The following is a 24,280-nucleotide window of genomic DNA, read 5'->3' as shown; positions in this document are numbered from 1 at the left end:
GCGGCAATGCTTGATCTCGCCACAGCCCCGGGCGTTCGCGCCCACAAGCCGGACAAGCTGCGCGAACTCGGCATCATGTCGCTCAACGGCATGTTCGATGAGATGGATGGCGTGGCCGTGCTGCGCCAGGCGGTCGAGGAGCTGCTGGTCGACGATGTCGCCATCGTTTCGTCGTTCGGCGCCGATTCCTCGGTGCTGCTGCACATGGTCTCCGAGGTGAACAAGGACCTGCCGGTCTATTTCCTCGAGACCGGCAAACACTTCCCCGAGACGCTCGACTATGTCGAAACGCTGAAGCGGCAGCTCGGGCTCACCAACGTCATCGCGCTCCATCCGGATGCAAAGGATATCGAGCGCTTCGATCCCAAGGGCGACCTGTGGGAGACCGATCCGGATTCGTGCTGCCATATCAGGAAGACCGAGCCGCTCGATGCCACAGTTTCCGGTTTTGGCGGCTGGGTTACCGGCCGCAAGCGCTTCCAGACGGCCGAGCGTGGCGTGCTGCCGCATTTCGAGCTGACCAGCGACGACCGCATCAAGGTCAACCCGCTGGCCTATTTCTCCGATGCCGATATCACGACCTACAAGCTCAAGTATGGGTTGCCCGAGCACCCGCTCTACAATAAGGGCTACAAGTCGATCGGTTGTGCGCCGTGCACGAGCGTGGTGGCCGAAGGCGAAGATCCGCGTGCCGGCCGCTGGCGCGGACTGAACAAGAAAGAGTGCGGTATCCATTTCGATTTCAACGGAGCCATCGCCAAACCCATGGCCGCTCAGGAATTGAACCTTTTCAAAGACGGCGCTTTCATCGCCGACCCGTTCCGCGCCTGGGCGGAAGGCGATGACGCGGCCAGCGTGCGCTACACGCACATCCCGCTGCCGGTGTTCCTCGAGCACCGCGAAGCCGTGCTGGCCAACCCGCATCCGGTCGGGCTGCTGGTTTCGCCGGGCGACAATGTCGAGCTGGTGCAGGGCGATCTCGATCGCTTCAGCTCCATCGCCATCAACTTCCCCGCCTTCGGCGATGGTCGCGGTTACTCTTCCGCGAGGCTGATCGCCGAGCGCTACGGCTACAAGGGCGAACTGCGCGCCGTGGGCGATGTGCTGCACGACCAGATCTCGCACATGCGCCGCTGCGGCATGAACGCCTTTGTGGTCAAGCACGAGCCGACCAGGAAGGCGCTCGAAGAGGGTAAGCTCGCAACGGTCGATCTGTTCTACCAGCCGGTCGGCTTGACCGAGGTGCCGGTGGGCACCCGTCCGTTCCTGCGCCGCGCGCTCGAGAACGCCTGATCGAAGTTTCACGGCCGTCCCCGCTATCTGCGGGGGCAGTCGTTTCGCCGCGCCTAGCGTGACAGGCTGCGCACCATCCTGAGAACTGGAAGGCCGGAGCGGCCTTCAGCCAAACGAGAAGCGAATGTCGAACGAAATCGTCACGGATGTGGTCATCATCGGCGCCGGTCCTGTGGGCCTTTTTGCCGTATTCGAGCTGGGTCTGCTCGATGTCAAGTGCCACCTCATCGACATCCTCGACCGCCCGGGCGGGCAGTGCGCCGAGCTCTATCCGGAAAAGCCGATCTACGACATTCCGGGCTTCCCGATGGTCACGGGGCAGGGCCTCACCGACAACCTGATGCAGCAGATCGCGCCGTTCGGGCCCGAGTTCCATTTCAGCCGCATGGTCACCAAGCTGGAAAAGCTCGAGGACGGCACGTTCCGCCTCGAGACCGATGCCGACGAAGTGTTCCTGTGCAAGGTGGTGGTGGTTGCCGCCGGTGGTGGCTCGTTCCAGCCCAAGCGCCCGCCGGTCGAAGGCATCGAGCAGTACGAGAACAAGTCGGTGTTCTACGCTGTCCGCAAGATGGACGATTTCCGCGACCAGGACGTGGTGATCGTCGGGGGCGGTGACTCGGCGCTCGACTGGACGCTGAACCTGCAGCCGATCGTGCGCTCGCTGACGCTGGTGCACCGTCGCGACGCCTTCAAGGCGGCGCCGGCTTCGGTCAACAAGATGAAAGAGCTGGTCATGGAGGGAAAGATCAACTTCCTCATGGGCCAGATCGGTAAGCTCGATGGCAAGGACGGCCAGATCGACCACGTCCACATCGCCATGGATTCGGGTGATACCCCGCTGCCGGCGACGCGCCTCCTGCCGTTCTTCGGCCTCACCATGAAGCTCGGCCCGGTTGCCGACTGGGGCCTCGAGCTCAACGACAACCTGATCACCGTCGATACCGCGAAGTTCGAGAGCTCGGTCCCCGGCATCTTCGCCATCGGCGACATCAACCACTACCCCGGCAAGCTCAAGCTCATCCTCTCGGGCTTCCACGAGGCCGCCCTGATGGCGCAGGCGGCCAAGGCCGTGGTGTCGCCGGGCGAACGCGTGGTGTTCCAGTACACCACCAGTTCGACCAAGCTGCAGAAGAAGCTCGGCGTCGTCTGATCGATGAAGATTCTCGTCACTGACCACTCCGGCGTCGAACACGAGCTCGAAGGGCTCGATGGCTGGCGCACGATGGAAGTGATCCGCGACTGGGGCCTCAACATCAAGGCCGAGTGCGGTGGGGCGTGTTCCTGTGCCACCTGCCACGTCTATGTCGAGGACGGCTGGTTCGAAAAGCTCCCCGACCCGAGCGACGACGAAGAGGATCTCCTCTATTCGACGCTCGACAAGAAGCCGAACTCGCGGCTGAGCTGTCAGATCCTGCTCAGCGAGGAACTGGATGGCATGCGTGTGACCCTGGCGCCGAGCGCTGCCAAGGACTCCGAGGCGGCCTGACCCGCCGTTCCTGATGCAAACAGCGGGCGTCCGGAGGTCAAGCTGGACGCCCGCTGCGCATGCTCCCGTGCGGCGCGTCAGGGAGCATCGTCCGGGCTCTGATACGGCCCGTTACTCCTGCTGCGTCTGTTGACGCAGCTCAGGCTGCGTCGCGGGACGCAGCAAACTTCCATAGACCCAGCCGCTGTGGCCGGCCTGGTCGGTGATCCGCACCCAACCCTCGACAGTGTCGCTGATGTTGACCCAGCTGCCGCCCTTGAGCGTGAACACCTGCGGCTCGATCTGCTTCGGTCCGGCCCGGACCTTGAGCGCTTCGACGGCAACGCTGTGGGTGAAGCCCGGCGGCGGTGTCCTCACCGGCGTGCTGACCTCAGGAGTAACCACCGGCACCGATCGCGCGACGTTCAGGTCGTTGGCCCGGGCAACGGTCGGACGAGCGACGTAGCCGGGCCTCAGGTTGGTTGTCTTGACCGGCGTGGCAGCCGCCATCTGCCCGATCATATCGGTGCTGTATTTCAGCCCGGAGGCAGTGAGGACAAGAGCGGCAAGCGCAACTGTTCCGAACAGCGCGAGTGAGGTCAGCATACGGGCCAGCTTCAGCTCCCATTCCGCCGAGAACCAGTGGCGTCCGCAGCGCATGGTTCTCGCGGAGGGGTGAAAGCTCCAAACCGCCCGCAGGTTCCCCGAGCGCTGCAGAATCATTGGCCGGCGGCAGCGCGCACCGCCGGCCGAGGGACGGTTCAGGCGGCTTGTTCGAGCGCCTCGGCCTCGCGGCCCGCCTTCAACGTTTTGGTGTACCAGGCCAGTTCATCCAGCATCGCGGTCACCGTCGGCGCCAGGTAGTCGTAGTCGGCAAAATCCTTGCCGCCGCGCAGCATGCCGAGCAAAGGCTCCATGTTGATATGAACGCCCGCCTTCATCGGCAACATGCTCAGTTCCACCGCCATCAGCCGCAACTGCTCGACGGCGCGCGCCGCGCCCACTGCGCCGTAGCCGACAAACGCGGCCGGCTTGCGGGCCGGCTCGTCGTAGATGTGGTCGAGGGCGTTCTTTAAGACGCCCGAGATCGAGCGGTTGTATTCGGCAGTGACGAAGATGTAGCCGTCGAGTTCTGACACCTTCCTCGCCCAGCGCAGCGCGACCTCGTTGGTCTGCGGCACGAAGCGCGGCGAGCCGACGGCATCGAAGAACGGAATCGGAAAATCCCTGAGGTCGACGATCTCATAGTCGGCGTCGCCGCGGGCCTTGGCGATGTCGAGCACCCATTGCGCCGGGCGGTCGGCAAAGCGGGTTTCGCGGGTGGTGGAGAGGATGATGCCGATGCGTGGCTTGCTGCTCATTTGGGTGTCTGCCTTGTCAGGAGTGCATGGGTGGCCACCAACAGAGACCTAGTCACCGTCAGTAACTGGCGCTATGTTGGTGACTACCTCAGAGGTGCACAAGACGGCACCGTTTCGAGACGGAGTTACCCATGGACGACCTGGTCACCAACACGGAACCACAGCCGGCTCCCGCTTCCGGCACCCCGAGCTGGGCTCCCCGGCACGATGTGAACGAGCCCGAGACCTTTGCCGAATGCTCCCGGGCCATGCTGCCGGTGCACGAGGTGCTGGCGCAGATCAGCGGCAAGTGGACCATCCTCGTGGTGCAGGTGCTGAGCGCCGGGCCGCGGCGGTTCTCCGAGATCAAGCGGCACATCGACGGCGTCTCGCAGAAGATGCTGACCGCAACGTTGCGTGATCTCGAAAAGGATGGCTTCGTCTCCCGCAAGGTGACGCCCAGCATTCCGCCGCGTGTCGACTATGCGCTGACCGAGATGGGCCAGGAGCTGCAGGAGCCGCTGCGGGTCATCGGCAATTGGGCCCACGCCAACCGGCACCGCGTCGAGGAAGCCCGCGAGCGCTTTGCCGAGCGCGAGGAAGAGGCCAAGCGCCTCGCCTGGTGATCAGGCAGGTTTGCTGGCAGCAGATTTGGCGGACCGCGCGCCGGCCCACTGGTTGACGATCAACCCGGTCATCACCAGCACCACGCCGACCAGTTGCAAAGGGCCCGGCACGACGTTGCGGATCACCGCATCGAGGATGAAAGCGACCACCGGCGTCACCAGCACAAATGGGATCACCGAGGCGGCGCCCAGCGCCACGATGGCGCGGAACCACAGGATGAAGGGCAGGGCGGTCAACACCACCGCAAGAATCGCCAGCCCCAGCGCATTGGTCCAGCTGATCGCAGCGGGTACATCCCCGATGATCAGCGCCAGCACCGCCAGCTCTGTGCCGCCGATCAGCAGCTGCCAGGCCGTGAAGCTCACCAGCGACATTTCCGCCGGCCGGCCCCAGCGGTTGATCAGGATGCCGCCGAGCGAGCCGGCGACGACACTGCAGAGCGCCGCCGCGACGCCGATCATGTCGATCCCGGCGTCGGCACGGAGGATCACCAGCGTCACGCCCACTGCACCAATCAGGATCGAGACGATCTTCATCAGCGTCGGCGGCTGGCTCAGCAGCGCCCAGGCGAGCAGAATGGTGATCAGCGGCCCCAGCGTCTGGAAGGTGCCGGCAACGCCGCCCGGCAGCCGGATCGCTGAAACGAACAGCAGGGCGAAGAACGCCCCGAAATTCAGCGTCCCGAGCACGATCAGCTTCGGCCAATAACCCCGCGGCACCATCTGCCGGGCGAATGCCAGCAACAGCAGCCCGCCACCCAGCGCCCGCACCGAGCCGATGAAGATCGGGTTATGCGGCAGCATGGTGGTGGTGATGATGTAGGTGAACCCCCACAGGATCGCCGCGCCCAGAGCTGCAAGTTTGAGGTTCATCGCGGGGCCGAGGGAATCGGTTGAGGTCGGGCTGGATAGTGCCACAGCTCATCTCCCCCCTTGTGGGGGAGAAAGCGAAAACTTGGGCTTAGCGGAGCTAAGTCCTTAGTTTTCGCCAGAGAGGGGATGCGGAGCCACGGTGTCCTCCAGCATCCCCTGCTTTCTCCCCGCCAGGGGGAGATCGCACGTGCATGTGACAGGCCCCCAACGCCCATTCATCCCCGGTTCACCGACGCCGACCTACCCAGCGCGCCTTCGCGGGGGGCACGCGAGGGATCGATGGACGTCTATACAATCTTCAAGTTTCTGCATGTGCTCGCGGCCATGGCCTGGTTCGGCGGCGGCGCGGTCATGCTGCTGCAGGCCATCCTGGCCATGCGCCAGGGTGACGACGAGAGCCTGATGCGGGTCACCGGGAGCCTGGGCAGCCTTGCCATGCTGTGGTTCCTGCCGGCCTCGGGCCTGACGCTGCTGTTCGGCCTCGTCACCGTGCTGCTCGGTAACCTCTGGGGTGAGGCCTGGGTCATCCTCGGCCTCGTCGGTGCGCTCGCCAGCTTCGTTGTCGGCCACTTCTTCCTGCGTCCGATGGGCGAAGAGGCGGCCCGGCTCATTGCCGACGGCAAGATCGCCGAGGCCGCCGTGTTCGGCAGCCGGATGATCCGCATCGCCATGGTCGACTATGCCAGCATCATTGCCATCGTCGCGCTGATGGTGCTGAAGCCCAACTGGACCGACATCCCGGCGCTTGTCGTGGTTTACGGCGCGCTCGGTGTCACGGCCTTCCTGATCCTCGGCGGCAAGGCGCGGCTGCACCCGCTTCGCGCCGAGTGAGACTCCTCCAGCGCTTTCAGGAAAAGTTGCAGACTTTTCCGGTTCGAAAGCGCTGGAAGCCAAAGACTTCGAACATGTAACCGTTTCAACGAAACGGTGGCATGTGGTGGTCGCGGCGCCGCTTGGGGGCGCGCCGCGATCACCAGCGGGTTTCAGTCGTCTTCGTCTTCATCGTCGTCGTCATCGTCCTCGTCGTCGAACTCCATGTCGACGAGCTCGGAGACTTCGACGCTGCCGCCATCGGCGAGCACCGGGCAGCCCTTGGCGATCTCGAGCGCGGCGTCCATGTCGTCGGCCTCGATGATCGAGTAGCCGCTGACCGGATCGGCCGGGGCAGGGCCCACCGCGCCATCCGAGCCGACAGTCATTGTCGCGCCGACCGGGCTGCCAAGATCCAGCATTGCTTCGCCGGTCGCTTCGAGCCACTCATTCCAGGCCAGCATTACTGCCGCCTGCGCCTCTTCGCTCTCGGGTTCGCCACCGCCATGGTAGGCCAAGAGATAGTTGGGCATCGCGCATCTCCATATCGCCGGCGACGTGCCGGATATGGGAACGGGTAGCCCGCCGATGCGACTCTTGTGTGAAGGTGATCAGGAGCGCTTTCAGGAAAAGTTGCAGACTTTTCCTCCTCGGATTTGATCCGGGGATCGAAAGCGCGACGCTGCTTCATTGAAACGGTGAAGCGCTCTAGGCGGTTTTGCGCTCGATCTCTTCCACCGCCTGCTGCGGCCTCGCGAACATGCCGATCCAGTCGGTGAAGCGCTCTACCCAGATGTTGAGGTTGGTCCTGAGCCGCTCGTCGGTGATGTTGTTGTCGTCGTCGATCGCGCCCGGCCGCGACTGGAAATAGATCTCCGGCCGGCCCATCAGGGCCACGCCCACCACCGGCAGGATGGAGCGCAGGTGCGCCTGTGCCGCAGCGGTGCCGCTGACCCCGCCAGTGGCGCCGGCAATGGCGCCCGGCTTGTCCGTCCAGACGCTCTCGCCGAACGGCCGCGACGGCCAGTCGATGGCGTTCTTGAGGATACCCGGGATCGAGCGGTTGTATTCGGGCGTCACGAACAGCACCGCATCCGCCGCGGCGATCTCGCGCTTCAGCCGCATCACTTCGGCCGGCGGATCGTTCCATAGCGCGTCGTCGTAGAACGGCAGGTTGTCGATCTTGATGTACTGGAACTCGAGCTTGCCGGCGGCCAGCTTTTCCAGCGCCTTGGCGAGCTTGAGGTTGGAAGAGGTCGGGCGCGTGCTCCCGACGAATACGGCGACCCGGTACATTGGTGCCCCCTGGTTACTAGATGTGACTGGGGGTGGATATGTGCCTATGGTCAGAAGCGCGCAAGACGGCACATCCATGTAACTGGCGAACGCATTGTTCACCGCGCAGAAAGGGACCGGGTGTGAACCCGGCCCCTGGCTTCGATCGGAAGGGTTGTTACAGCGTGTCCTTCAGCCAGGCGGTGGTCTTGTCGATCACCTCTTTGCCGATCTCGGGCTGCTCGCTGAACACGCCCAGCATGTGGTCGGCGCCCGGGATGCTGAGCGACTCGGTCTTGCCCTTGGCGAGACCCAAGTACTGTTCGAAGTAGCCGATGGCCGGGTCGGTTTCGCCGGCAATGGTCAGGAACGGGCCGGCATAGCCCGAGAACCGGGCGGCGAGATCGTTCTGGGCCAGGCTGTCGAAGAAGCTCTGCTTCAGTGTCACCACCCGCCAGCCGAGATCGACACTGGCCGAGCCCTCGGCCTTGGCCTTGTCGTAGAAATCCTGGCCGAGGAACTCGTGGAACTCCTTCTGCAGGTCGCCCATCTGGCCCCACACCACGACCGACTTGAAGTCGTCGGGTTCGAGCATGGCGACCGCAGCGCCGAAGCTGTAGCCGATGACGCCGACCCGCGCCGCATCGACGCCCTCGACGCTGCCGAGATAGCTGCGGGCTTCGGCGGCATCTGCCACCAGCCCTTCGAGCGTGGTGTCCGCCATGTCGCCGGTGCTCTCGCCGTAGCCGCGGAAATCGATGCGCAGCGAAGCGATGCCTTCGGCGGCCAGCGCCGCTGCCTGCTGGGCGAACAGCCCGCCCACTTCATCGCGCGAGCTGCCGAAGCCGTGCAGCATCACCACGGCCTGACCGGTCGCGCCGCTATCGGGGGTGGAGAGTGTGCCCTTCACGCCGCTCGGCAGGTCGACGACCGTCTCGGCCGCGAGGGAAACGCTGGCCAGCAGCGCGAAGGCGAGGGTGGCGACGGTCTTGGTGCTGGTGCTGAGGATCGACATTGCTTCTCTCCGTTGTTGGCCCGAGGCCCTGGTTGATGTCCACAGTTCTAGCGACGGGACCCGGAACGAGATTGAAGAAATCCGACAATGTGGGACGAGCGAAGAAGCCCGATCTACTTCTTTTCCGCGTTCAGCACGTTGGCCAGCTCCGGGATGAAATCCTTGACCATCGGCTGCTTTACCACCTCGAACGGCAGCGGGCGGACCACGCGCATCGCGGCGATGCCGACCCGTACCGTCATCAGCCCGTTGACCACGCCCTCACCGAGCCGCGCCGAGAGTTTCGCCGCGAGCCCCTGGCCGACCAGCTGCTCGACCACGCCGTCGGTCAGCACCAGCCCGCCGGTGACCGCGAGGTGTGCGAGGATGGCGCCGATCAGCCGCCAGGTGCCGATGAAGCCGGGCCGCGCGCCATAGAGCCGGGCGATGTCGCCGCCCAGCCGCACGCTCTCGAAGATGACGAAGGCGATGTCGATCAGTGCCCGCGGCGAGACCGCCGTCACCAGCGCCACACGCCGCGCCGAAGCCGCCGTCAGCGCCCGGGCTCGCGTATCGAGCGGCGCCATCAGCAGCCGTTCGCCCAGCCGCACATGCTCGGCGCCATCGAAGACGTGGCGCGCATTGCTCTCCAGTTCGTCGCGTGGCCGCGCCAGGTCCGGTCGGCGCGCGTAAATCTCGAGCAGTTCGCGGGTGATCGCCGCACCATCCTTGTTGCGGTCGCTGCTGAGCGCCGCGACCGCGGCGTGCCGCAGCCGGTCGAGGGCGCGGAGCCGCAGCAGCGAAGCCACCTCGCGCACGATGATCACCAGCAGTGCGATCACCAGCACGGCAAGCACTCCGAGCCCGACCCAGCCGAGCCAGGGCTGCGACGCGAACAGCTCGGCGATCAGCCGTTCGGCGGCAAGCCCCAGCGCCAGAGAGACGAGGATACCGCCGGCGATCCAGGCGACGCGCCCGACCCAGCCGAGCAGCCGCGGCGGTCGCGCCGCATCATCCAGTGGCGCCTCGATATCGGTGATCGGCTCGATGCTCTCGGGCAGGGCGACGGCCTGCGCTGGTTCGAACACGCGCGGGCGGCGCGGCTCCTCGGCGGCGTCGCCGCTGGACGAGACGGAGCGGGCGAAGGGTGGTTTCATCGCAGCCAGTCTCCGATCAGGTAGTCGAGCGCCCGGTCGAAACGGATATGCGGCAGCACCACATTGCCTTCGGCGTTCTTTTCCAGCCGCTGCGGCGGCTGAAAGCGCAGGAAATTCAGTGCAACTGGACGACCATCCTCGAACAGCGCATCAGGATGCTCGGGCAAGTCACCGGGGAATAGCGCGATTTCCGTCTTGCCGTCGTAGGTCTTGCCGTCCAGCACCTCGCCCGCCTGCGGCGTACCGACGATCACCTCGTGCTTGTCGCCGCCGTCGTCGATGACGCTCTCGCGCGTTGCCCGGATCGCCGCGATGGCCATCGAGCGGGTCTCGGCCCCGGCGAACCGGGCCTTGCGCGCCGCATCGGCGACCAGCCGGTTCATCACCGCCTCCAGCCGGTCATGGCTCGAGGAGTGGATGTGGTCGGCCTTGGTGGCCGCGAACAGGATGCGGTCGATACGTCGCGCCACCAGGCGAGTGATCGGGTTGTTGTCGCCCTGCCGGAAGCAGGACAGGATATCGGTCAGCGCTGTCTCGAGATCGGCCACTGCTGCCGGGCCGGCGTTCAGTGCCCTGAGCGTATCGACCAGCACCACCTGCCGATCGAGCCGCGCGAAGTGGTCGCGGAAGAACGGCCGCACCACGATCGCCTTATAGGCCTCGTAGCGACGCTCCAGCATGGCGTAGAGGCTCGACGATCGCACCGGGCCGACCGGTGGCGGCAGCGGCGCGAAGGTCAAGGCCGGGCTGCCCTCGAGGTCGCCGGGCAGCAGGAACCGACCCGGGGGCAGGGTGCTGAGGGCCCGCCCATCCTCGCGGCTGCGCCGCAGGTAATCGGTGAACGCCGCCGCCAGCCGTTCGGCATCCACGTCCGTCGCCTCTTTCGCGCTGTCCGTCTGCTGGATCTCGCTCATGAACGCCGCGGCTTCGGTTTTCGAGTGCGGCAGCGCAGCACGCTTCAGGGCCTGTGCACTCCACTCGGCGAAGCTCAGTGACAACAGCGGCAGGTCGAGCAGCCACTCGCCGGGATAGTCGACGATATCGAGGTTAAGCACTGTCGGCCCGAACATCCCCGACACCCAGCGCTTCGACTGGAACTTCAGCGTCAACCGCAACTGGCTGATCTTCCGCGTCGATTCCGGCCAGTGCGGCTCCTTGCCGGTCAGCGCGGCGAGGTGCTGCTCATAGGCAAAGCGCGGGATGCCGGCATCGGGATGTTCGGCCAGCCGAGTTCCAATGAAGCGGCCCTCGGTCAGCGCCGCAAAGCCGGGCAGGCGCCCGCCGGTGAGGAGGTTGTGGATCAGCGCGGTGATGAAGATGGTCTTGCCGGCGCGGCTGAGCCCGGTCACCCCCAGTCGCAAGGTGGGCGTGAACGGCGCCACCGCCGCATCGGCGAGGTTGCCTAGCGCGATGCCGATCTCGTCGGTGATGGTCGTCGGCGCTTGCGGCATCGGGTTCCCTAAGCGCTTTCAGGAAAAGTTGCAGACTTTTCCGGTTCGAAAGCGCGACAAACCAAGATTGTCGGGAAGGTAGGCGGTCCCATGGCGATTGCAAGGCTAGCGCGTTGGCCCGTTGGGAGGAATCGTGATTGCCAGATTTGGGGATTCTTCACGGTTCCCCGCCTTAGCTGAACCATGGCTTACGCGGTTGCTCGTAATTTTGAGGCTGATGCAGACGAACTCGTCGGGGTTCCGCGCGAACGTACGGCCGGCGAACGGCTGCATCTCGATGTCGCCAAGCTGTTGCTTGCCAAAAAGACGCTGCGGCTCACCGATCTGGCGATCGCCATGCGGCAAACGGCGGAGTGGGGCTCGAGCCTTGCGGCAACCATCATCGCGCTCGGGTTCGTACGGCCGATCGACTATTACAAGGCGGTCGCCGAAGTGTACGGCCTGCCCTTCGTCGATCTGCAGCGCGAACCGATCGACCAGACCCTGACCCGGGTCGAGGACCGCGCCGATTACGCCGAGCGCAACATCGTGCCCTGGCGCCGGATCGACGGCCGGCTGATCCTCGCCGCCACCGAGATTACCACCGAACATTTCCTGTGGGGCGACGAGCGGTTCGGCCCCGACAGCTACGATTTCGTCATCACCTCGCCATTCGATATCCTGTGGCAGACCCAGCAGCTGTTCCGCGATTGGGACAGCTTCTTCGCCCGCGAGGCGCTCTATTCGTGGAAGCCCGAGCACTCGGCCAAATACACGGTGACCAAGCCGCAGAAGCTGGTGTTGTGGGCGCTGCTGGCCGTGTTGCTGGCAGGTCTCGTGCTGGCGCCGATGGCGACGGCGGTGACGCTGATGGCGTTCTTCACCACCATCTACACCCTGACCTTCGTGTTCAAATTCGTGCTGACCTTCATCGGCTCGTCGCGCAAGGCCGACATGGAGATCTCGCCCGAGGCGATCGCCGCACTCAAGGACAGCGAGCTGCCCGTCTACACCGTGCTGGTGCCGATGTACAAAGAGGCCAAGGTCTTGCCGCTGCTGACCAAGGCGCTGAAAGGGCTGGATTATCCAGCCTCCAAGCTCGAGGTGAAGCTGGTCCTCGAGGAGGACGATACCGAAACCATCGAGGCAGCGAAGGCCCTGCGGCTGCCCGGCACCTTCGAGATCGTCCGGGTGCCGCCAAGCCAGCCCAAGACCAAGCCCAAGGCCTGCAACTACGCGCTGCAGTTCAGCCGCGGCGAGTTCGTCACCATCTACGATGCCGAGGATCAGCCTGAGCCGGACCAATTGAAGAAGGCAGTGCTGGCCTTCCGCAACGGCGACCCGCAGCTCGCCTGTGTCCAGGGGCGGCTCAACTACTTCAACCGCTCCGAAAACTGGCTGACGCGGATGTTCACGCTCGAGTACAGCCAGTGGTTCGATTTCCTGCTGCCGGGGCTCGATTGGCTGAAGGTGCCGATCCCACTCGGCGGCACCTCCAACCACTTCAAGCTCTCGGCGCTGCGCAAGGTCGGCGCGTGGGACCCCTACAACGTCACTGAAGATGCCGACCTGGGCGTGCGGCTGGCGCAGGAGGGCTACACCGTCGGCGTCATCAACTCGACCACCTACGAGGAAGCCAACGGCGTGCTGCCCAGCTGGATCAAGCAGCGCTCGCGCTGGATCAAGGGTTACATGCAGACTTGGCTGGTGCACATGCGGCACCCGATCCAGCTCTGGAAGTCCATCGGCGCTAAAGGCTTCTTCTCCTTCCACTTCTTCATCGGGGCGCCGCCCTTCACCATGCTGCTGGCGCCGATCCTGTGGGTGATCACCTTCCTGGTGTGGTTCACCAATAGCTGGGATTTCGGCTGGTTGTTCCCCGAGCCGTTCGGCACCATGGCGCTGTTCAACCTGGTGATCGGCAACCTGTTCCTCGTCTATTTCGGGGTGATCGCGGCACTGAAGCGCAAGTACTATGACCTGGTGCCGGTCGGCATCCTGCTCCCGGTCTACTGGGTGCTGCACTCGATCGCCGCCTACAAGGCGTTCTGGCAGCTGATCTTCAACCCGCACTATTGGGAAAAGACCGAGCACGGCACCTCGAGCGTCACCCAGAAGACGCTCGCACAGGTCAAGAGCGAGGCGCCGAAATGAGCATCCTCGATCTCGCCACCGCCCCGGTTGCGGCCCATCAGCGGCGGCCATTCTGGCGCCCGGCGACGATCCTTTGGTCACTGGCGGCCGTGATTGTGCTGCTGGTGCTGGCGCTGCACGTCATCGATGGCGGCTATGTCCGCCGCGACATCGAACAGCTGCAGGCAGGCGAGGCGTGGCGAACCGGCGGCTGGCTGTCGCAGGTGGTGCTGCGCGTCGTCGGCCTGCTGCCGGGCACCCAGCTGCAGCAATGGGCGCTGTCGCTGACCGTCGTCGCCGTCTCGGGCTTCGCCTTCGGCGCGCTGTACGACCGGCTGCGCGCCAATGGCTGGTTCCGCATCGGCGCGTTCATCGCGCTCGTCGCGCTGATGCTGCATGCCGGCGGCCTCTACACGGTGACGGCATCCTCGCGCGCCATCCCGCTCTACATCGCCTTCGCCGCGCTGATCCCGGCGATCCGTTCGCTCGAGGATGTCGGCGACGTGCAATCGGCCATCGGGCTCGGGCTGCTGTTGCCCTTGCTGCTGCTGGCGAGCCCGATTGCAGCGCTGCTGATCGTCCCGCTGGCTATCGCCACGGCCTTGGCCGATCGCGATGCGCGCACCGACCCGCGTGCCTTCGTGGCCATGCTGCTGGTGGCGATCCTGCCGACGCTGATCGTCGCCATCGGCATTGTCGGCTTCATCGTGCAGGCGCGAATGGATGTCGCGGCCGCCCTGCTGCCCTATGTCAGCACTTACACCAACCTGCACTTCGACGTTGAGGCGCTGGCGGGCGGGCTCGAGGCGCTGGCGGTGTTTGCGCCGGTGCTGATCGTGCCGCTGCTCTACTGCTTCTGGCCCGAACTCCCGGAGCGGCGCCACGTCTTCAGCGCGCTGGCGGTGATCGCCCAGCCGCTCTACCTGGTGTTCGCCCGCGCCATCCTCAACACCACGATGACTGCCATCGTGCCGCCGATCGCGCTGATCGTTGCCTTCCTGTCGTGGCTTGCCGTGGTTCGGCTGCCGTTCCAACTCCGGCTGCTGTCGTTGCTGCTGCTGGTGCTCGCGGCCGCAGCGAGCTGGACTTACAGCGATCTCTGGAACGATGCAGCTTGGAAGGCGGCGCTGTTCAACCAGGTTCCGGCCGGCATTGCGCAACTGTCCCTCAGGTCGGGCGTTTGACCTCCAATCAGAGGAGGTGCAAATGCACAAACCTGTCGTTGAAATCGACACTTTCATTGCTGCTCCCAGCGCCACCGTATGGAAGGCGATGAAGGGCGGCGCCATGTTCCCCGGCACCAGGATCGAGACCGATTGGAAGATCGGCAATCCCATCACCTTCAAAGGCGAATGGCAGGGCAAGAGCTTCACCGATCGCGGCGAGATCCAGACCCTCGCGGAAGCCAAGGAGTTGAGCTTCACCCACTGGAGCGACAAGGACGGCTCCGGCAAACGTCCGCCCAGCTACCACGTGGTCAAGTATGAGCTCGCCCCATCAGGCGCGCGCACCAAGGTGACGCTCAGCCAGTTCAACGAGGGCCAGGACACCGAGGTCGACGCCAAGACCCGGGCCGAGTTCGAAAAGAACTGGACCATGATGCTGGAAGGTCTGAAGCAGTCGGCGGAGGGGATGCATTGACTGAAGCAGACGGCCCCCTCCCGGCCTCCCCATGAAGGGGGAGGTGAAGAGTCGAGCGTTTGACACCCATCGCTGCCGCAATCTCGATGCGGCACCTCCCCCTTCATGGGGGAGGATGGGAGGGGGCCGTCTCTCTCAGTCCCTCACAACGAGTTACTCGCTCAAACCGATCTTCTCGAGCTCGTACGGCGTGGTCTGGTAGATCTCGTTGATCCAGTTCTGGAACAGCAGGTGGGCATGGCTGCGCCACCGGTTCTCCGGCTCCACCGTGGTGTCGCCATTGGGGAACAGGTTGACCGGCGGCGCTGTGTCCAGCCCGGCTTTGACGTCGCGCTCATACTCGTCCGCCAGCGAGCGGTTGTCGTACTCGAGGTGGTTCAGCATGTAGAGGGCAGGGCGCACCTTGTCCTCGAGCATGCAGACGCCGATGTCGTCATTGTCGATCAGCACTTCGAGGTTCGCCCCGAGGCTTGTTCGGTCGATGTCGTTATAGCGGCTCACCGGGATCATCGGGCTGTCTGAGAAGCCGTGCAGCCACGGCGTCTGCGGGCCGACCAGCTTGTGGCGGAACACTCCGAAAGCCTTAGACGGCATGCGGTAGCGCTTCGCTCCATGGAAGTGATGCAGCGCCGCCTGCGCGCCCCAGCAGATGAACATCGTGTGGTGCACGTTAGTCTCTGTCCAGTCCATGATCTCGAGCATCTCGGACCAGTACTTTACCTCCTCGAACGGCATGTTCGCCACCGGCGCGCCGGTCACCACGAAGCCGTCGAACTTCCGCTCCCGCACCTCTTCCCAGGTGGAATAGAAGCTCTTGAGGTACTCTTCCGAGGTGTTCTTGGATTTGTGGTCGCTGACCCGCACCAGCGTCAGATCGACCTGCAGCGGCGTGGCGCCGATCAGCCGGGCGAACTGCGTCTCGGTCCGCTCCTTGTTGGGCATCAGGTTGAGCAGGCCGATCTGCAGCGGGCGGATGTCCTGGCGGGCAGCGCGGGAGGAGTCCATGACCATGACACCCTCCGATTGAAGGGTTTTGGCCGCCGGCAGGTGGTCAGGAATGCGAATTGGCATGATGTGCCTCTAGATAGGATAGCGATCAGGTGAGCGGAAGCGGCGCCGGTGAGGGCGCTATCGCATTCGCTGACGGATCGCCCCTGCCACGAGGTCGAGGAATTCGTCGCCGTCGCGCACAGTGGCGAGGTCGCTGGCTTCGATGGTGTAGCCGAAATTGTCGGCGAGTTGCTGGTAGCGCGGCAGCCGATCCTTGAGCAGCGCCTCAAAACCCCAGGCGCCAAAGGCGTCCGGGTCGACGCCGGCGTCGTCCTTGACCTTGTTCAGGGTCTTGAACTCGTTCCACTTCTCAATGAGGAAGTGCGGCTGATAATACATCGGCTTGGGGCTGTGCTTGAAGCGTTCGATCAGCTTGTGGGCGTCGTCTTCGGTGCCGCGGATGTAGAGCAGCAGCGTACTCGAGGTCAGCGCCTTGATCACCGGGTCCTCGGCATTGGCCGGGTCCACCACCTCGATCAGCGAACCGCCAGTATCGGCGATGAAGTTCGAGTAGCCATAGAGCTGGTCGGCGCGCTCGATGAAATAGGGCACGTCCGCCAGCGCCGCGATCTCGGCCACCCGGTGCTGCTCCTGCCGGCGCTGATACTCGGCAAGCGGCAGCCCGCCGCGGCGCGCATCCCCGGGGCGCCCGAGATAGGTCGAGAGCGGGTCGAGGTTGGCGAAGGTGATATTGCTGTCGATCTTGATCGAGTCCGTCCGCAACAGCTCGCGCAGGAACGGCACCTTCATGGCCTCGGCCTTGAAGTTGTCGACGATGAACTCGCCCATGTAGCGCGTGCCGATGCGGTAGTCGGCCGAATAGTGGAACCACTGGTGCTTGCGCAGCAGCGCCGCCAGCCAGGTCTTGCCGACCCCGGCCATGCCGAACACCGTCACGGCGTGACGCGGCGCGCTCAGGAAATCCTCGGCGGAATTGAACAGCATAGGGGCGGGTCCGGTTCGGCGTGATCGATTTAGACGATGCGCGGGGACGCGACAAGGGCAGGGGGCTCCGCCCGGCCATGCCACCCCGGCAATTCCTGCCGCCCGACCCGGACTCTTTTGCCCCTTTGTCGCCACACCCGTACCAGCGCAGCGAAAAACGCAGCAATTTCAATGCGCAGCCGAACTGGCATCGCCCTTGCATTGCATTGTCCGAACCCGCGTGTCCGCACGCCAAATGGGGGTATGGAGCAAACTATGGGCATCTACGGCGCTCTTTCGACCGCAGTCACCGGGCTACGCGCCCAATCCTTCGCGCTCGAGAACATCTCGGGCAACATCGCCAACAGCCAGACCACCGGCTTCAAGCGCATCGACACCGACTTCGTCGACATGATCCCCGATGCCGCCCAGAAGCGGCAGACCGCCGGCTCGGTGCTCGCCTACTCGCGCTCGACCAACAACATCCAGGGCGACATCAAGGGCACCTCGACCGAAACCAACATGGCCATTAACGGCAATGGCTTCTTCGTCGTCGAGCCGCCGATCGGCATGTCGGACGGCGATACGCTGTTCGCCGGCGCCAACTACTACACCCGCCGCGGCGACTTCGAACTCGACAAGAACGGCTACCTCGTCAACGGCTCGGGCTACTACCTCAAGGGCCTGCCGATCGACCCGGCGACGCAGAACATCTCGAGTTCGGTGCCGCAGGTGCTGCAGGTGTCGAGCGCGTTCCTGCCGGCGCAGCAGACCACGTCGGTCAATTACGAGCTGAACCTGCCGCAACTGCCCAAGACCGCGGCTTACCAGGCCTCGAAGACTCCGGGCAGCGAGCTGCTGCGGGCGCAGGACTTCCTCAACATCACGCCGGATACGGCGGCGACCACCTCGGGTGCGACTACCACATCCGGCGCTGCCGCCAACACCATTGCCAGCGCCGGCAACACTCTGACCCTCACCGTCAATGGCACACCGGTCACCATTACCTTCAACGAAGGCGGCGGCACCAGCGGCACCAACGTCGACGTGACCGCCTCGGGCACCGTCGGTGGCCTGCTGACGGCCATCCAGACGGCCATCAACGGCGCGCTGCCGGCCGGCGATCGGCCCACCGTGGCTCTCAACTCGAGCGGCGCCATCACCGTGACCGGCGCCGACGCCACCGACGTGGTGCAGGTTGCCGACAACACCACCGGCACCTCGTCGCTGGGCTTCGGCCTTGCCGACGGCACCTACAACCCGACCGTTTCGTCGGCTCTGGCCCTGCAGCAGCGGGTCAACAGCGTCAGCGCCGACAAGGCCGACGCCTTTGTTTCGCAGTCGATCTCCGGCGGTGCGGTGACGGTCTATGCCGGCAACGGTGCGCCGGCCAACGTGCAGATGCGCTGGGCCAAGGTGAACTCGACGGCGAACGGCGGTTCCGAGAAATGGAACCTGTTCATTCTCACCAACTCGCAAGCTACCGGCACCGGCACCGCCTGGTCTCGGTTCGGTGGCGACTACACTTTCGGGCCGGACGGCTCGCCCAACCCGCCCGTCGAGTCCACTGAGTTGCAGGGTCTCCAGGTCAACGGCGTCGCCATCGGCGACATCACCCTGCAGCACGGTGCCTCGGGCCTCACCCAGTTCGCCGATCCGAACGGCAATGCCGAAGTGACGACGCTCAACCAGAACGGCTATGCCGCCGGCGAGTTCGTCTCGGTCGCGGTCAACGACAATGGCCGCGTAGTGGTCTCCTACACCAACGGCCAGCAGCTTGAGGTGGCCCAGGTGGTCACCGCCAACTTCAGCGCCGTCAATGCGCTGAAGAGAATGGACGGCGGCGTGTTCGCCGCGACCTCGGAATCGGGTGAGCCGCTGCTCGACACCGACGGGGTGATCGGTTCGGCCGTCGAGGCCTCCAACACCGACATCTCCGAAGAGTTCACCAAGCTGATCGTCACGCAGCAGGCCTACGCCGCCGGTACCCGCATCGTCTCCGCGGCCGACCAGATGCTGCAGGAATCGCTGAACATGATCCGCTGAGGCGGAACTGAACCCCTCCGGCGCGGGTCCGCCCTGCGCCGGAGCTTTCTCAACTGGAGCAGGGTGGTATGGGGCTCTCGGTTACCCTCAGCAATGCGCTTTCGGGCATGCGTGTCGGGCAGAACGCGCTCGATACGCTGTCCAACAACGTCGCCAATGCCGGCACCCCCGGCTATCACCGGCGTTCGGTCAGCGTCATCGACTCGTTGGGCGTCAACTCGACCTATGCCCGCGAGGGCCAGCTCAGCCGCACCTTCAACCAATCTCTGCAGGCGCACTACACACGCAGCACTGCCGAATCCGGCTTCACCAGCGTGCAGGCGAGCTTCCTCGACCGGGTGCAGACCCTGTTCGGCAAGCCCGGCACTGTCGGCTCGATCGACAGCGCCTACAATGCCTTCGAGAGTTCTCTCGCCGCCGTGGCGACCAGCCCCGACAGCTATGCGAACCGAGCCGATCTGGTGCAGAAGGCCCAGACCGTGGCTTCGACGCTCAACCGGCTGAGCTCCGACATCCAGTCGCTGCGCCAGGAGATCGAGGCCAAGCTCTCCAACAGCGTCGACTCGATCAACAACCAGCTGCAATCGCTGGAAAAGGTGAACCTCAGGCTCGCCGACCAGGGCATCGATGCCACCTCGCGCGCCACCCTGATGGACCAGCGCGACCGGCTGGTCGAGGACCTGTCGCAGCAGATGGATCTGCGCGTCAATTATCGCGGCGACGGCACCGTTTCGCTGATGACCCGCTCGGGCGTCGGCATCCTCGATGTGAAGGCATCCGTATTCAGCTACGAAAGCGCCGGTGCGCTGTCGGCCGCCTCGCGCTTCAGCCCGAACGATGCGGTGAGCGGCGTCGGCAAGCTCTCGATCATGACTCCGGCCGGCCTCGAGATCGACTTGGTCAAGCAGAACGTGCTGCAATCGGGCGAGCTCGCCGGCCTCATCCAACTGCGCGACCAGCAACTGGTGCAGGCGCAGGATCAGCTCGACGAGATCGCCGCCTCGGTGGCGCAGGCGATGTCGACCAACGTCAAGCAGGGCACGCAGGTCACCTCGGGGCCGTCGAACGGCTACGAGGTCGACCTCGCCAACGTCCGCAACGGCAACGAGTTCACCTTCAAGTACACGCAGGGTGGCGCCGAAAAGACCGTCCGCGTGCTGCGCGTCGACGACACCACCAAGCTCCCGCTCGACTATGTCGATGCCAACGGCGCACGGGTGATCGGGCTCGATTTCTCCGGCGGAGCCGCTGGGGTCGCCTCGCAGCTGCAGAACAAGCTGGGTGGGGGGCTGTCTGTCTCCAACCCGTCGGGCAGCACACTCAGGATCATGGACGACGGCGTCGCCGGCACCACCGACATGCTGTCGCTCTCGACCCGCACCACCTCCTCGGGGTTGCAGAACGGTACGCTCGGCTTCTCGCTGTTTGTCGATACCAACAATGCCGACTTCACCAACAGCCTCGACGGCGTCGGCCAGAAGCTCGGCTTCGCCAGCCGCATCAGCGTCAACGCCTCGATCGTCGCCGATAACAAGCTCTTGGTGCAATACACCGGCACGACGCCGTTAGGTGATCAGGACCGGCTCAACCAGGTGATCGCCAACCTCGACGACATGCGCTTTTCCGGCGGGCAGGGGGGTGGGCTGAGCGACGCCAGCTCACGCCTCGGCGGTACCGTCGCCGACCTGATTTCGCAGACCCTCAACTACCAGGGCAACGTTGCCGAAGCGGCGATCTCGAACAACGAGACGCAGCAGCAGACGCTGGCTGCCCTGACGCAGCGGCTCGACAGCGAATACGGCGTCGACGTCGACGAAGAAATGGCGCGCCTGATGGAACTGCAGAACGCTTTCGCCGCCAATGCGCGGGTGATGAGCGTGGTGCAGGAACTGATGGACTCCCTGATGCAGCTCTAGAAGGAACAAGCCCATGACCTCAGTCGGCAAGACGATGTTCCCGCTCGCCAACGGCATCAAGAACATCACCGCCATGAAGGCCCGCTACGACCAGTTGCAGACGCAGCTGGCCAGTGGCGAGAAGGCCTCGACCCTGGCCGAGATGGGCTCGGACCGCTATTTCGACCTGGCGCTGCGCCAGCGCATGGCGCGGATGGAGGGTTACCAGCAGTCGATCTCGACGGTGAACCTCAGGCTCGAAGTGCTCGATACGGTGATGAGCCGGCTCGACACCATCGAGTCCGACGCCCGCGCCGCGGCGATCTCGGGCGGCGGCGGCACCTCCGGCATCAATTTCCAGACCACGCCGACGCTGGCCGGCTCGCGCTTCGACGAAGTGCTGACGCTGCTCAATACCGATGTCGCCGGCCGCTACATGTTCGGCGGCAACCGCACCGACAGCCAGCCGGTGGCGACCTCATCCGATGTGATGAACGGCGTCGGCGCCCGTGCCGGCTTCAAGCAGGTGGCCGGGGAGCGCAAGCTCGCCGATCTCGGGGCCGACCATCTTGGCCGCCTCGATATCAGTCGGGTCACCGACACGGTGACGCTGGCCGAAGAGATCACCGTCTTCGGCATGAAGCTCTCCGGCATCACCACCACCTCGGCCAATATCGCGGTCACGGCCCCGGGCGGCGGTCCGCCACCGGCGCTGACGGTAAAGTTCGGCACGCCGTTGCCCAATGCCGGCGACAAGGTGCAGGTCAGCTTCACCATGCCCGACGGCACCGAGGAGCAGATCGTCCTCGTCGCTACGACGGGCACGCCGGGCGACGGTGAGTTCCAGATCGGCGCCGATGCTGATGCGACCGCCGCCAGTTTCGAGACCGCGCTCACCGGCTCGGTCAAGCAGCTCGCCGAGACCACCCTGGTCTCGGCCTCCGCCTATGCCGCGGCCGAAAACTTCTTCAACGGCCAGGGCGAGCAGGTGATGCGCGTCGACGGCCCGCCCTTCGACAGCGCCACCGGTCTCATCGCCGGCACCTCGGCCAACACCATGCTCTGGTACACCGGCGAGGACAGCGCTGATCCGCGCAGCACCGTCACGGCGCGAGTGGGCGAAGGCACCACCGTCGGCTACGGCGTCCAGGCCAACGAGAGCGGCTTCATCAACCTGATCCAGACCCTCGCTGCCGTCGCCGTGCAGGATTTCCCCGACAGCGATCCGACCTCGGAAAAGCGCTACTCCTCGATGATGTCGCGCAATGCCGCCCGCCTCGCCGATACCAAGGACAACCAGCCCGGCTCACTCGCCGCGATCACCGTCGAGCTCGGCCTCGCCCAGAGCACCACTGGCGCCATTGCCGAGCGGCATACTGCGCACTCCGCCCAGCTTGGAAACATGTTAGAGCAGATTGAGGCGGCGCCCACCGAGACGATCGCCATGGAAATCCTGGCGCTGAAGACGCGTCTCGAAGCGAGCTATCAGACCACCGCGCTGCTCAGCCAGCTGTCGCTGGTGAACTACATGAGGTAACCGATGAGCCGTGCAATCGTCGTCCGCGAACTTGGCGGCCCGGAAAAGCTGACACTGGAGCAGGTCGAGGTTCCGGCGCCCGGCGCGGGTCAGATCAAGATCAGAAGCCACGCCATCGGGCTCAACTTCATCGATACCTACCAGCGCACCGGGCTCTACAAGGTGGCGCTGCCGTTCGTCGCGGGCAACGAAGGCGCCGGCGAGGTGATCGCGGTCGGGCCTGATGTCACCCAGTGGCGGGTTGGCGATCGTATCGCTTACCAGGGCTCTGTCGGCGCCTATGCCGACGAGCGCCTGCTGCCGGCGGACCGGGTGGTGCGCATCCCCGATGCCATTAGCTACGAGGTGGCTGCAGCGGCGATCCTCAAGGGCCTGACCGCCTTCTACCTGCTGCACTGGACCCATCCGCTCAAGGCAGGCGAGACCATCCTCATCCACGCCGCCGCCGGCGGCACCGGCCAGATCCTGACGCAATGGGCCAAGGCGATCGGCGCGATGGTGATCGCCACGGCCGGATCGGACGACAAGTGCGCCATTGCCCAGGCGAATGGCGCCGACCTCACAATCAACTACCGGACCGACAACTTTGTCGAGCGGGTGAGGCAATTCACCGGCGGCAAAGGGGTGGACGTCGTCTACGACGGCGTCGGCGCCGCGACCTTCGAGCCGTCGCTCGATTGCATCAAGCCGCGCGGCCTGATGGTGAGCTTTGGCAATGCCTCGGGTCCGGTGTCCATTCCCAAGCTGACCATCCTCGCGGAGAAGGGCTCGCTGTTCCTCACCCGCCCCACCACCGGGGGATATCTCAGGACCGCCGACGATCTGCGGCTTGGGGCCGAGGCGCTGTTCAATGTGATCTCGCTGGGCAAGGTGAAGATCGCCATCGACCAGACCTTTCCTCTTGCCGAAGCGGCCAAAGCCCACATCGCTCTCGAGACGCGCGCCACCACCGGCTCGACGCTGCTCTTGCCGTAAGGCGCGGCTGCCGCTAAAGGCGTGGCCGTCGGGTAGGTGGCAGAGCGGTTGATTGCTCCGGTCTTGAAAACCGGCGAACGTGAAAGCGTTCCGGGGGTTCGAATCCCTCCCTACCCGCCAAAGCATTTGTGATAATTGCCCGTCTTGGTAGGCGGTTAAGTATCTGTTAATCTATCACCTGCGGCGGACCATAACCAAGATTGGGGCTTGGAAATGGTTAGCTTTCGGACGCAGTTTTCTGCCGTACTTCTCGCATCTTTATTGGCCGCACCTGCACTTGCTGCGGGCGTCGCCGTTCGCCAGCTGCCGGATACGCCGGCTGCCGAACGGATGTCACGCGCCGACCTGTTGGCCCACAAGGGCTATTACCCGCAATCGTGCGCCGAGCGCCGCGTCTGCACCTTTACTGGCCCTGGCGGCGAAGTCTGGGTGTGGGAGGGCTATGCCCGGGCCATGCTGATGGAAGGCAAGACGCTGCTGTTCAAGGGCAAGTGCCAGAGCGCCTGCTACCTCGCCTATCTCGAGGCGGTAAAGTTCGACGCCAAAGGCTCGCCCGGCCGCGTCGAAGTCGCTCCCGGCACCGTCTTCTACAACCACAAGCCCTACCTGCTGCGCCAATGAAGCGCCTCTGGGAGAGGCTCGCCGACCAACTCGACCGTATCCCCTCCCGCTGGGGGGTGCCGCTGCTGGTGCTGACGGGGCTGGTGTTCTGGATCGTGGCGTTGCAGGTCGTGCGGTTGTAGGGGAGGGGGCGCTGCAGGAGCGCGAGGTTTCGCGCTCCAAGTCTACGCTAGAAACTGTGACGCCGGGGATTCC

At 64.8% G+C, this 24,280-nt stretch carries 24 protein-coding genes and 1 tRNA gene; 15 read left to right on the top strand and 10 right to left on the bottom strand.

What is annotated here, in order from left to right; genetic code table 11:
- Positions 1–6 precede the first annotated feature (6 nt).
- From ACSQ23_RS12250 to ACSQ23_RS12240, 3 genes are all read left to right on the top strand, one after another.
- Complete coding sequence (locus ACSQ23_RS12250) at positions 7–1,293, top strand: phosphoadenylyl-sulfate reductase (protein WP_082533209.1); 1,287 nt, start codon at positions 7–9, stop codon at positions 1,291–1,293.
- Between the two features lie 124 nt (positions 1,294–1,417).
- Positions 1,418–2,443: an NAD(P)/FAD-dependent oxidoreductase gene (locus ACSQ23_RS12245; RefSeq protein WP_055878314.1), complete on the top strand. Its 1,026-nt coding sequence runs from the start codon at positions 1,418–1,420 to the stop codon at positions 2,441–2,443.
- 3 nt (positions 2,444–2,446) lie between these two features.
- The gene (locus ACSQ23_RS12240) at positions 2,447–2,779 is read left to right on the top strand and encodes a 2Fe-2S iron-sulfur cluster-binding protein (protein WP_436090791.1); all 333 of its coding nucleotides are present in this window, start codon (positions 2,447–2,449) and stop codon (positions 2,777–2,779) included.
- Positions 2,780–2,890: 111 nt separating this feature from the next.
- Here ACSQ23_RS12240 and ACSQ23_RS12235 read toward each other — a convergent pair whose 3' ends face one another.
- Both ACSQ23_RS12235 and ACSQ23_RS12230 read right to left on the bottom strand, forming a co-directional pair.
- The gene (locus ACSQ23_RS12235; protein ID WP_055878311.1) at positions 2,891–3,418 is read right to left on the bottom strand and encodes an SH3 domain-containing protein; all 528 of its coding nucleotides are present in this window, start codon (positions 3,416–3,418) and stop codon (positions 2,891–2,893) included.
- A 101-nt stretch (positions 3,419–3,519) separates the two neighbouring features.
- Positions 3,520–4,119 (bottom strand): NADPH-dependent FMN reductase, encoded by a 600-nt coding sequence (locus ACSQ23_RS12230; protein WP_436090790.1) that lies wholly within the window; start codon positions 4,117–4,119, stop codon positions 3,520–3,522.
- A 131-nt stretch (positions 4,120–4,250) separates the two neighbouring features.
- On the opposite strand from ACSQ23_RS12230, the gene ACSQ23_RS12225 reads away from it, so the two are divergent.
- Positions 4,251–4,724 carry a winged helix-turn-helix transcriptional regulator gene (locus ACSQ23_RS12225; RefSeq protein ID WP_082528046.1) on the top strand — a complete coding sequence of 158 codons (474 nt, stop codon included), beginning with the start codon at positions 4,251–4,253 and terminating at the stop codon, positions 4,722–4,724.
- Here ACSQ23_RS12225 and ACSQ23_RS12220 read toward each other — a convergent pair whose 3' ends face one another.
- A complete protein-coding gene (locus ACSQ23_RS12220) occupies positions 4,725–5,597 on the bottom strand; it encodes an EamA family transporter (protein WP_055996702.1) in 873 nt (290 codons plus the stop codon).
- A gap of 279 nt (positions 5,598–5,876) precedes the next feature.
- On the opposite strand from ACSQ23_RS12220, the gene ACSQ23_RS12215 reads away from it, so the two are divergent.
- Positions 5,877–6,428, top strand: a complete 552-nt coding sequence (locus ACSQ23_RS12215; protein WP_055878307.1) for a DUF2269 family protein — start codon at positions 5,877–5,879, stop codon at positions 6,426–6,428.
- A 152-nt stretch (positions 6,429–6,580) separates the two neighbouring features.
- On the opposite strand, the gene ACSQ23_RS12210 is transcribed toward ACSQ23_RS12215, so the two are convergent.
- From ACSQ23_RS12210 to ACSQ23_RS12190, 5 genes are all read right to left on the bottom strand, one after another.
- Positions 6,581–6,940: a YciI family protein gene (locus tag ACSQ23_RS12210; RefSeq protein ID WP_436090789.1), complete on the bottom strand. Its 360-nt coding sequence runs from the start codon at positions 6,938–6,940 to the stop codon at positions 6,581–6,583.
- Between the two features lie 175 nt (positions 6,941–7,115).
- Positions 7,116–7,703, bottom strand: a complete 588-nt coding sequence (locus tag ACSQ23_RS12205) for an NADPH-dependent FMN reductase (protein WP_436090788.1) — start codon at positions 7,701–7,703, stop codon at positions 7,116–7,118.
- Between the two features lie 157 nt (positions 7,704–7,860).
- A complete protein-coding gene (locus tag ACSQ23_RS12200) occupies positions 7,861–8,697 on the bottom strand; it encodes an alpha/beta hydrolase family protein (RefSeq protein ID WP_436090787.1) in 837 nt (278 codons plus the stop codon).
- A 113-nt stretch (positions 8,698–8,810) separates the two neighbouring features.
- Positions 8,811–9,833 (bottom strand): YcjF family protein, encoded by a 1,023-nt coding sequence (locus ACSQ23_RS12195; RefSeq protein WP_436090786.1) that lies wholly within the window; start codon positions 9,831–9,833, stop codon positions 8,811–8,813.
- Positions 9,830–11,284, bottom strand: a complete 1,455-nt coding sequence (locus tag ACSQ23_RS12190) for a YcjX family protein (protein WP_436090785.1) — start codon at positions 11,282–11,284, stop codon at positions 9,830–9,832. The genes ACSQ23_RS12195 and ACSQ23_RS12190 overlap by 4 nt, the downstream gene beginning before the upstream one ends.
- Positions 11,285–11,467: 183 nt before the next feature.
- On the opposite strand from ACSQ23_RS12190, the gene ACSQ23_RS12185 reads away from it, so the two are divergent.
- The 3 genes from ACSQ23_RS12185 to ACSQ23_RS12175 are packed head-to-tail and all read left to right on the top strand — an operon-like array spanning position 11,468 to position 15,037.
- Positions 11,468–13,417 (top strand): glycosyltransferase family 2 protein, encoded by a 1,950-nt coding sequence (locus tag ACSQ23_RS12185; protein WP_436090784.1) that lies wholly within the window; start codon positions 11,468–11,470, stop codon positions 13,415–13,417.
- Complete coding sequence (locus ACSQ23_RS12180; RefSeq protein ID WP_436090783.1) at positions 13,414–14,580, top strand: hypothetical protein; 1,167 nt, start codon at positions 13,414–13,416, stop codon at positions 14,578–14,580. The genes ACSQ23_RS12185 and ACSQ23_RS12180 overlap by 4 nt, the downstream gene beginning before the upstream one ends.
- A gap of 22 nt (positions 14,581–14,602) precedes the next feature.
- Complete coding sequence (locus ACSQ23_RS12175; protein ID WP_436090782.1) at positions 14,603–15,037, top strand: SRPBCC family protein; 435 nt, start codon at positions 14,603–14,605, stop codon at positions 15,035–15,037.
- A 153-nt stretch (positions 15,038–15,190) separates the two neighbouring features.
- On the opposite strand, the gene ACSQ23_RS12170 is transcribed toward ACSQ23_RS12175, so the two are convergent.
- Together ACSQ23_RS12170 and ACSQ23_RS12165 are read right to left on the bottom strand one after the other, a co-directional pair.
- Positions 15,191–16,108 carry a homoserine O-succinyltransferase gene (locus ACSQ23_RS12170; protein WP_436090781.1) on the bottom strand — a complete coding sequence of 306 codons (918 nt, stop codon included), beginning with the start codon at positions 16,106–16,108 and terminating at the stop codon, positions 15,191–15,193.
- A gap of 57 nt (positions 16,109–16,165) precedes the next feature.
- Positions 16,166–17,032: an ATPase gene (locus ACSQ23_RS12165; protein ID WP_436090780.1), complete on the bottom strand. Its 867-nt coding sequence runs from the start codon at positions 17,030–17,032 to the stop codon at positions 16,166–16,168.
- 255 nt (positions 17,033–17,287) lie between these two features.
- Here ACSQ23_RS12165 and ACSQ23_RS12160 point away from each other — a divergent pair, with 255 nt between their 5' ends.
- The 7 genes from ACSQ23_RS12160 to ACSQ23_RS12130 all read left to right on the top strand — a co-directional run bounded on the left by ACSQ23_RS12160 (position 17,288) and on the right by ACSQ23_RS12130 (position 24,207).
- Positions 17,288–19,057 (top strand): flagellar hook protein FlgE, encoded by a 1,770-nt coding sequence (locus ACSQ23_RS12160; RefSeq protein ID WP_436090779.1) that lies wholly within the window; start codon positions 17,288–17,290, stop codon positions 19,055–19,057.
- Positions 19,058–19,125: 68 nt separating this feature from the next.
- Positions 19,126–20,973, top strand: coding sequence for a flagellar hook-associated protein FlgK (gene flgK, locus ACSQ23_RS12155; RefSeq protein ID WP_055878287.1), 1,848 nt, complete (start codon positions 19,126–19,128; stop codon positions 20,971–20,973).
- Positions 20,974–20,986: 13 nt separating this feature from the next.
- Positions 20,987–22,489, top strand: coding sequence for a hypothetical protein (locus tag ACSQ23_RS12150; protein WP_436090778.1), 1,503 nt, complete (start codon positions 20,987–20,989; stop codon positions 22,487–22,489).
- Between the two features lie 3 nt (positions 22,490–22,492).
- Positions 22,493–23,464 (top strand): quinone oxidoreductase family protein, encoded by a 972-nt coding sequence (locus tag ACSQ23_RS12145; protein WP_436090777.1) that lies wholly within the window; start codon positions 22,493–22,495, stop codon positions 23,462–23,464.
- A 30-nt stretch (positions 23,465–23,494) separates the two neighbouring features.
- Positions 23,495–23,584: transfer RNA gene (locus ACSQ23_RS12140), tRNA-Ser, on the top strand.
- A gap of 141 nt (positions 23,585–23,725) precedes the next feature.
- Positions 23,726–24,085: a hypothetical protein gene (locus ACSQ23_RS12135; protein WP_156384525.1), complete on the top strand. Its 360-nt coding sequence runs from the start codon at positions 23,726–23,728 to the stop codon at positions 24,083–24,085.
- A complete protein-coding gene (locus tag ACSQ23_RS12130) occupies positions 24,082–24,207 on the top strand; it encodes a hypothetical protein (protein WP_436090776.1) in 126 nt (41 codons plus the stop codon). The genes ACSQ23_RS12135 and ACSQ23_RS12130 overlap by 4 nt, the downstream gene beginning before the upstream one ends.
- Positions 24,208–24,280: the final 73 nt, after the last annotated feature.

This window comes from Devosia sp. LjRoot16 (assembly GCF_964252795.1).
In the GTDB taxonomy this organism is placed as follows: domain Bacteria; phylum Pseudomonadota; class Alphaproteobacteria; order Rhizobiales; family Devosiaceae; genus Devosia_A.
This window is presented reverse-complemented; position numbering and strand designations above follow the sequence as displayed.

Coding starts and splice junctions, on each gene's coding strand:
- ACSQ23_RS12250 (WP_082533209.1), top strand. CDS start 7: ATGCTTGATCTCGCCACAGCCCCGGGCGTTCGCGCCCACAAGCCGGAC.
- ACSQ23_RS12245 (WP_055878314.1), top strand. CDS start 1,418: ATGTCGAACGAAATCGTCACGGATGTGGTCATCATCGGCGCCGGTCCT.
- ACSQ23_RS12240 (WP_436090791.1), top strand. CDS start 2,447: ATGAAGATTCTCGTCACTGACCACTCCGGCGTCGAACACGAGCTCGAA.
- ACSQ23_RS12235 (WP_055878311.1), bottom strand. CDS start 3,418: ATGCGCTGCGGACGCCACTGGTTCTCGGCGGAATGGGAGCTGAAGCTG.
- ACSQ23_RS12230 (WP_436090790.1), bottom strand. CDS start 4,119: ATGAGCAGCAAGCCACGCATCGGCATCATCCTCTCCACCACCCGCGAA.
- ACSQ23_RS12225 (WP_082528046.1), top strand. CDS start 4,251: ATGGACGACCTGGTCACCAACACGGAACCACAGCCGGCTCCCGCTTCC.
- ACSQ23_RS12220 (WP_055996702.1), bottom strand. CDS start 5,597: ATGAACCTCAAACTTGCAGCTCTGGGCGCGGCGATCCTGTGGGGGTTC.
- ACSQ23_RS12215 (WP_055878307.1), top strand. CDS start 5,877: ATGGACGTCTATACAATCTTCAAGTTTCTGCATGTGCTCGCGGCCATG.
- ACSQ23_RS12210 (WP_436090789.1), bottom strand. CDS start 6,940: ATGCCCAACTATCTCTTGGCCTACCATGGCGGTGGCGAACCCGAGAGC.
- ACSQ23_RS12205 (WP_436090788.1), bottom strand. CDS start 7,703: ATGTACCGGGTCGCCGTATTCGTCGGGAGCACGCGCCCGACCTCTTCC.
- ACSQ23_RS12200 (WP_436090787.1), bottom strand. CDS start 8,697: ATGTCGATCCTCAGCACCAGCACCAAGACCGTCGCCACCCTCGCCTTC.
- ACSQ23_RS12195 (WP_436090786.1), bottom strand. CDS start 9,833: ATGAAACCACCCTTCGCCCGCTCCGTCTCGTCCAGCGGCGACGCCGCC.
- ACSQ23_RS12190 (WP_436090785.1), bottom strand. CDS start 11,284: ATGCCGCAAGCGCCGACGACCATCACCGACGAGATCGGCATCGCGCTA.
- ACSQ23_RS12185 (WP_436090784.1), top strand. CDS start 11,468: ATGGCTTACGCGGTTGCTCGTAATTTTGAGGCTGATGCAGACGAACTC.
- ACSQ23_RS12180 (WP_436090783.1), top strand. CDS start 13,414: ATGAGCATCCTCGATCTCGCCACCGCCCCGGTTGCGGCCCATCAGCGG.
- ACSQ23_RS12175 (WP_436090782.1), top strand. CDS start 14,603: ATGCACAAACCTGTCGTTGAAATCGACACTTTCATTGCTGCTCCCAGC.
- ACSQ23_RS12170 (WP_436090781.1), bottom strand. CDS start 16,108: ATGCCAATTCGCATTCCTGACCACCTGCCGGCGGCCAAAACCCTTCAA.
- ACSQ23_RS12165 (WP_436090780.1), bottom strand. CDS start 17,032: ATGCTGTTCAATTCCGCCGAGGATTTCCTGAGCGCGCCGCGTCACGCC.
- ACSQ23_RS12160 (WP_436090779.1), top strand. CDS start 17,288: ATGGGCATCTACGGCGCTCTTTCGACCGCAGTCACCGGGCTACGCGCC.
- flgK (WP_055878287.1), top strand. CDS start 19,126: ATGGGGCTCTCGGTTACCCTCAGCAATGCGCTTTCGGGCATGCGTGTC.
- ACSQ23_RS12150 (WP_436090778.1), top strand. CDS start 20,987: ATGACCTCAGTCGGCAAGACGATGTTCCCGCTCGCCAACGGCATCAAG.
- ACSQ23_RS12145 (WP_436090777.1), top strand. CDS start 22,493: ATGAGCCGTGCAATCGTCGTCCGCGAACTTGGCGGCCCGGAAAAGCTG.
- ACSQ23_RS12130 (WP_436090776.1), top strand. CDS start 24,082: ATGAAGCGCCTCTGGGAGAGGCTCGCCGACCAACTCGACCGTATCCCC.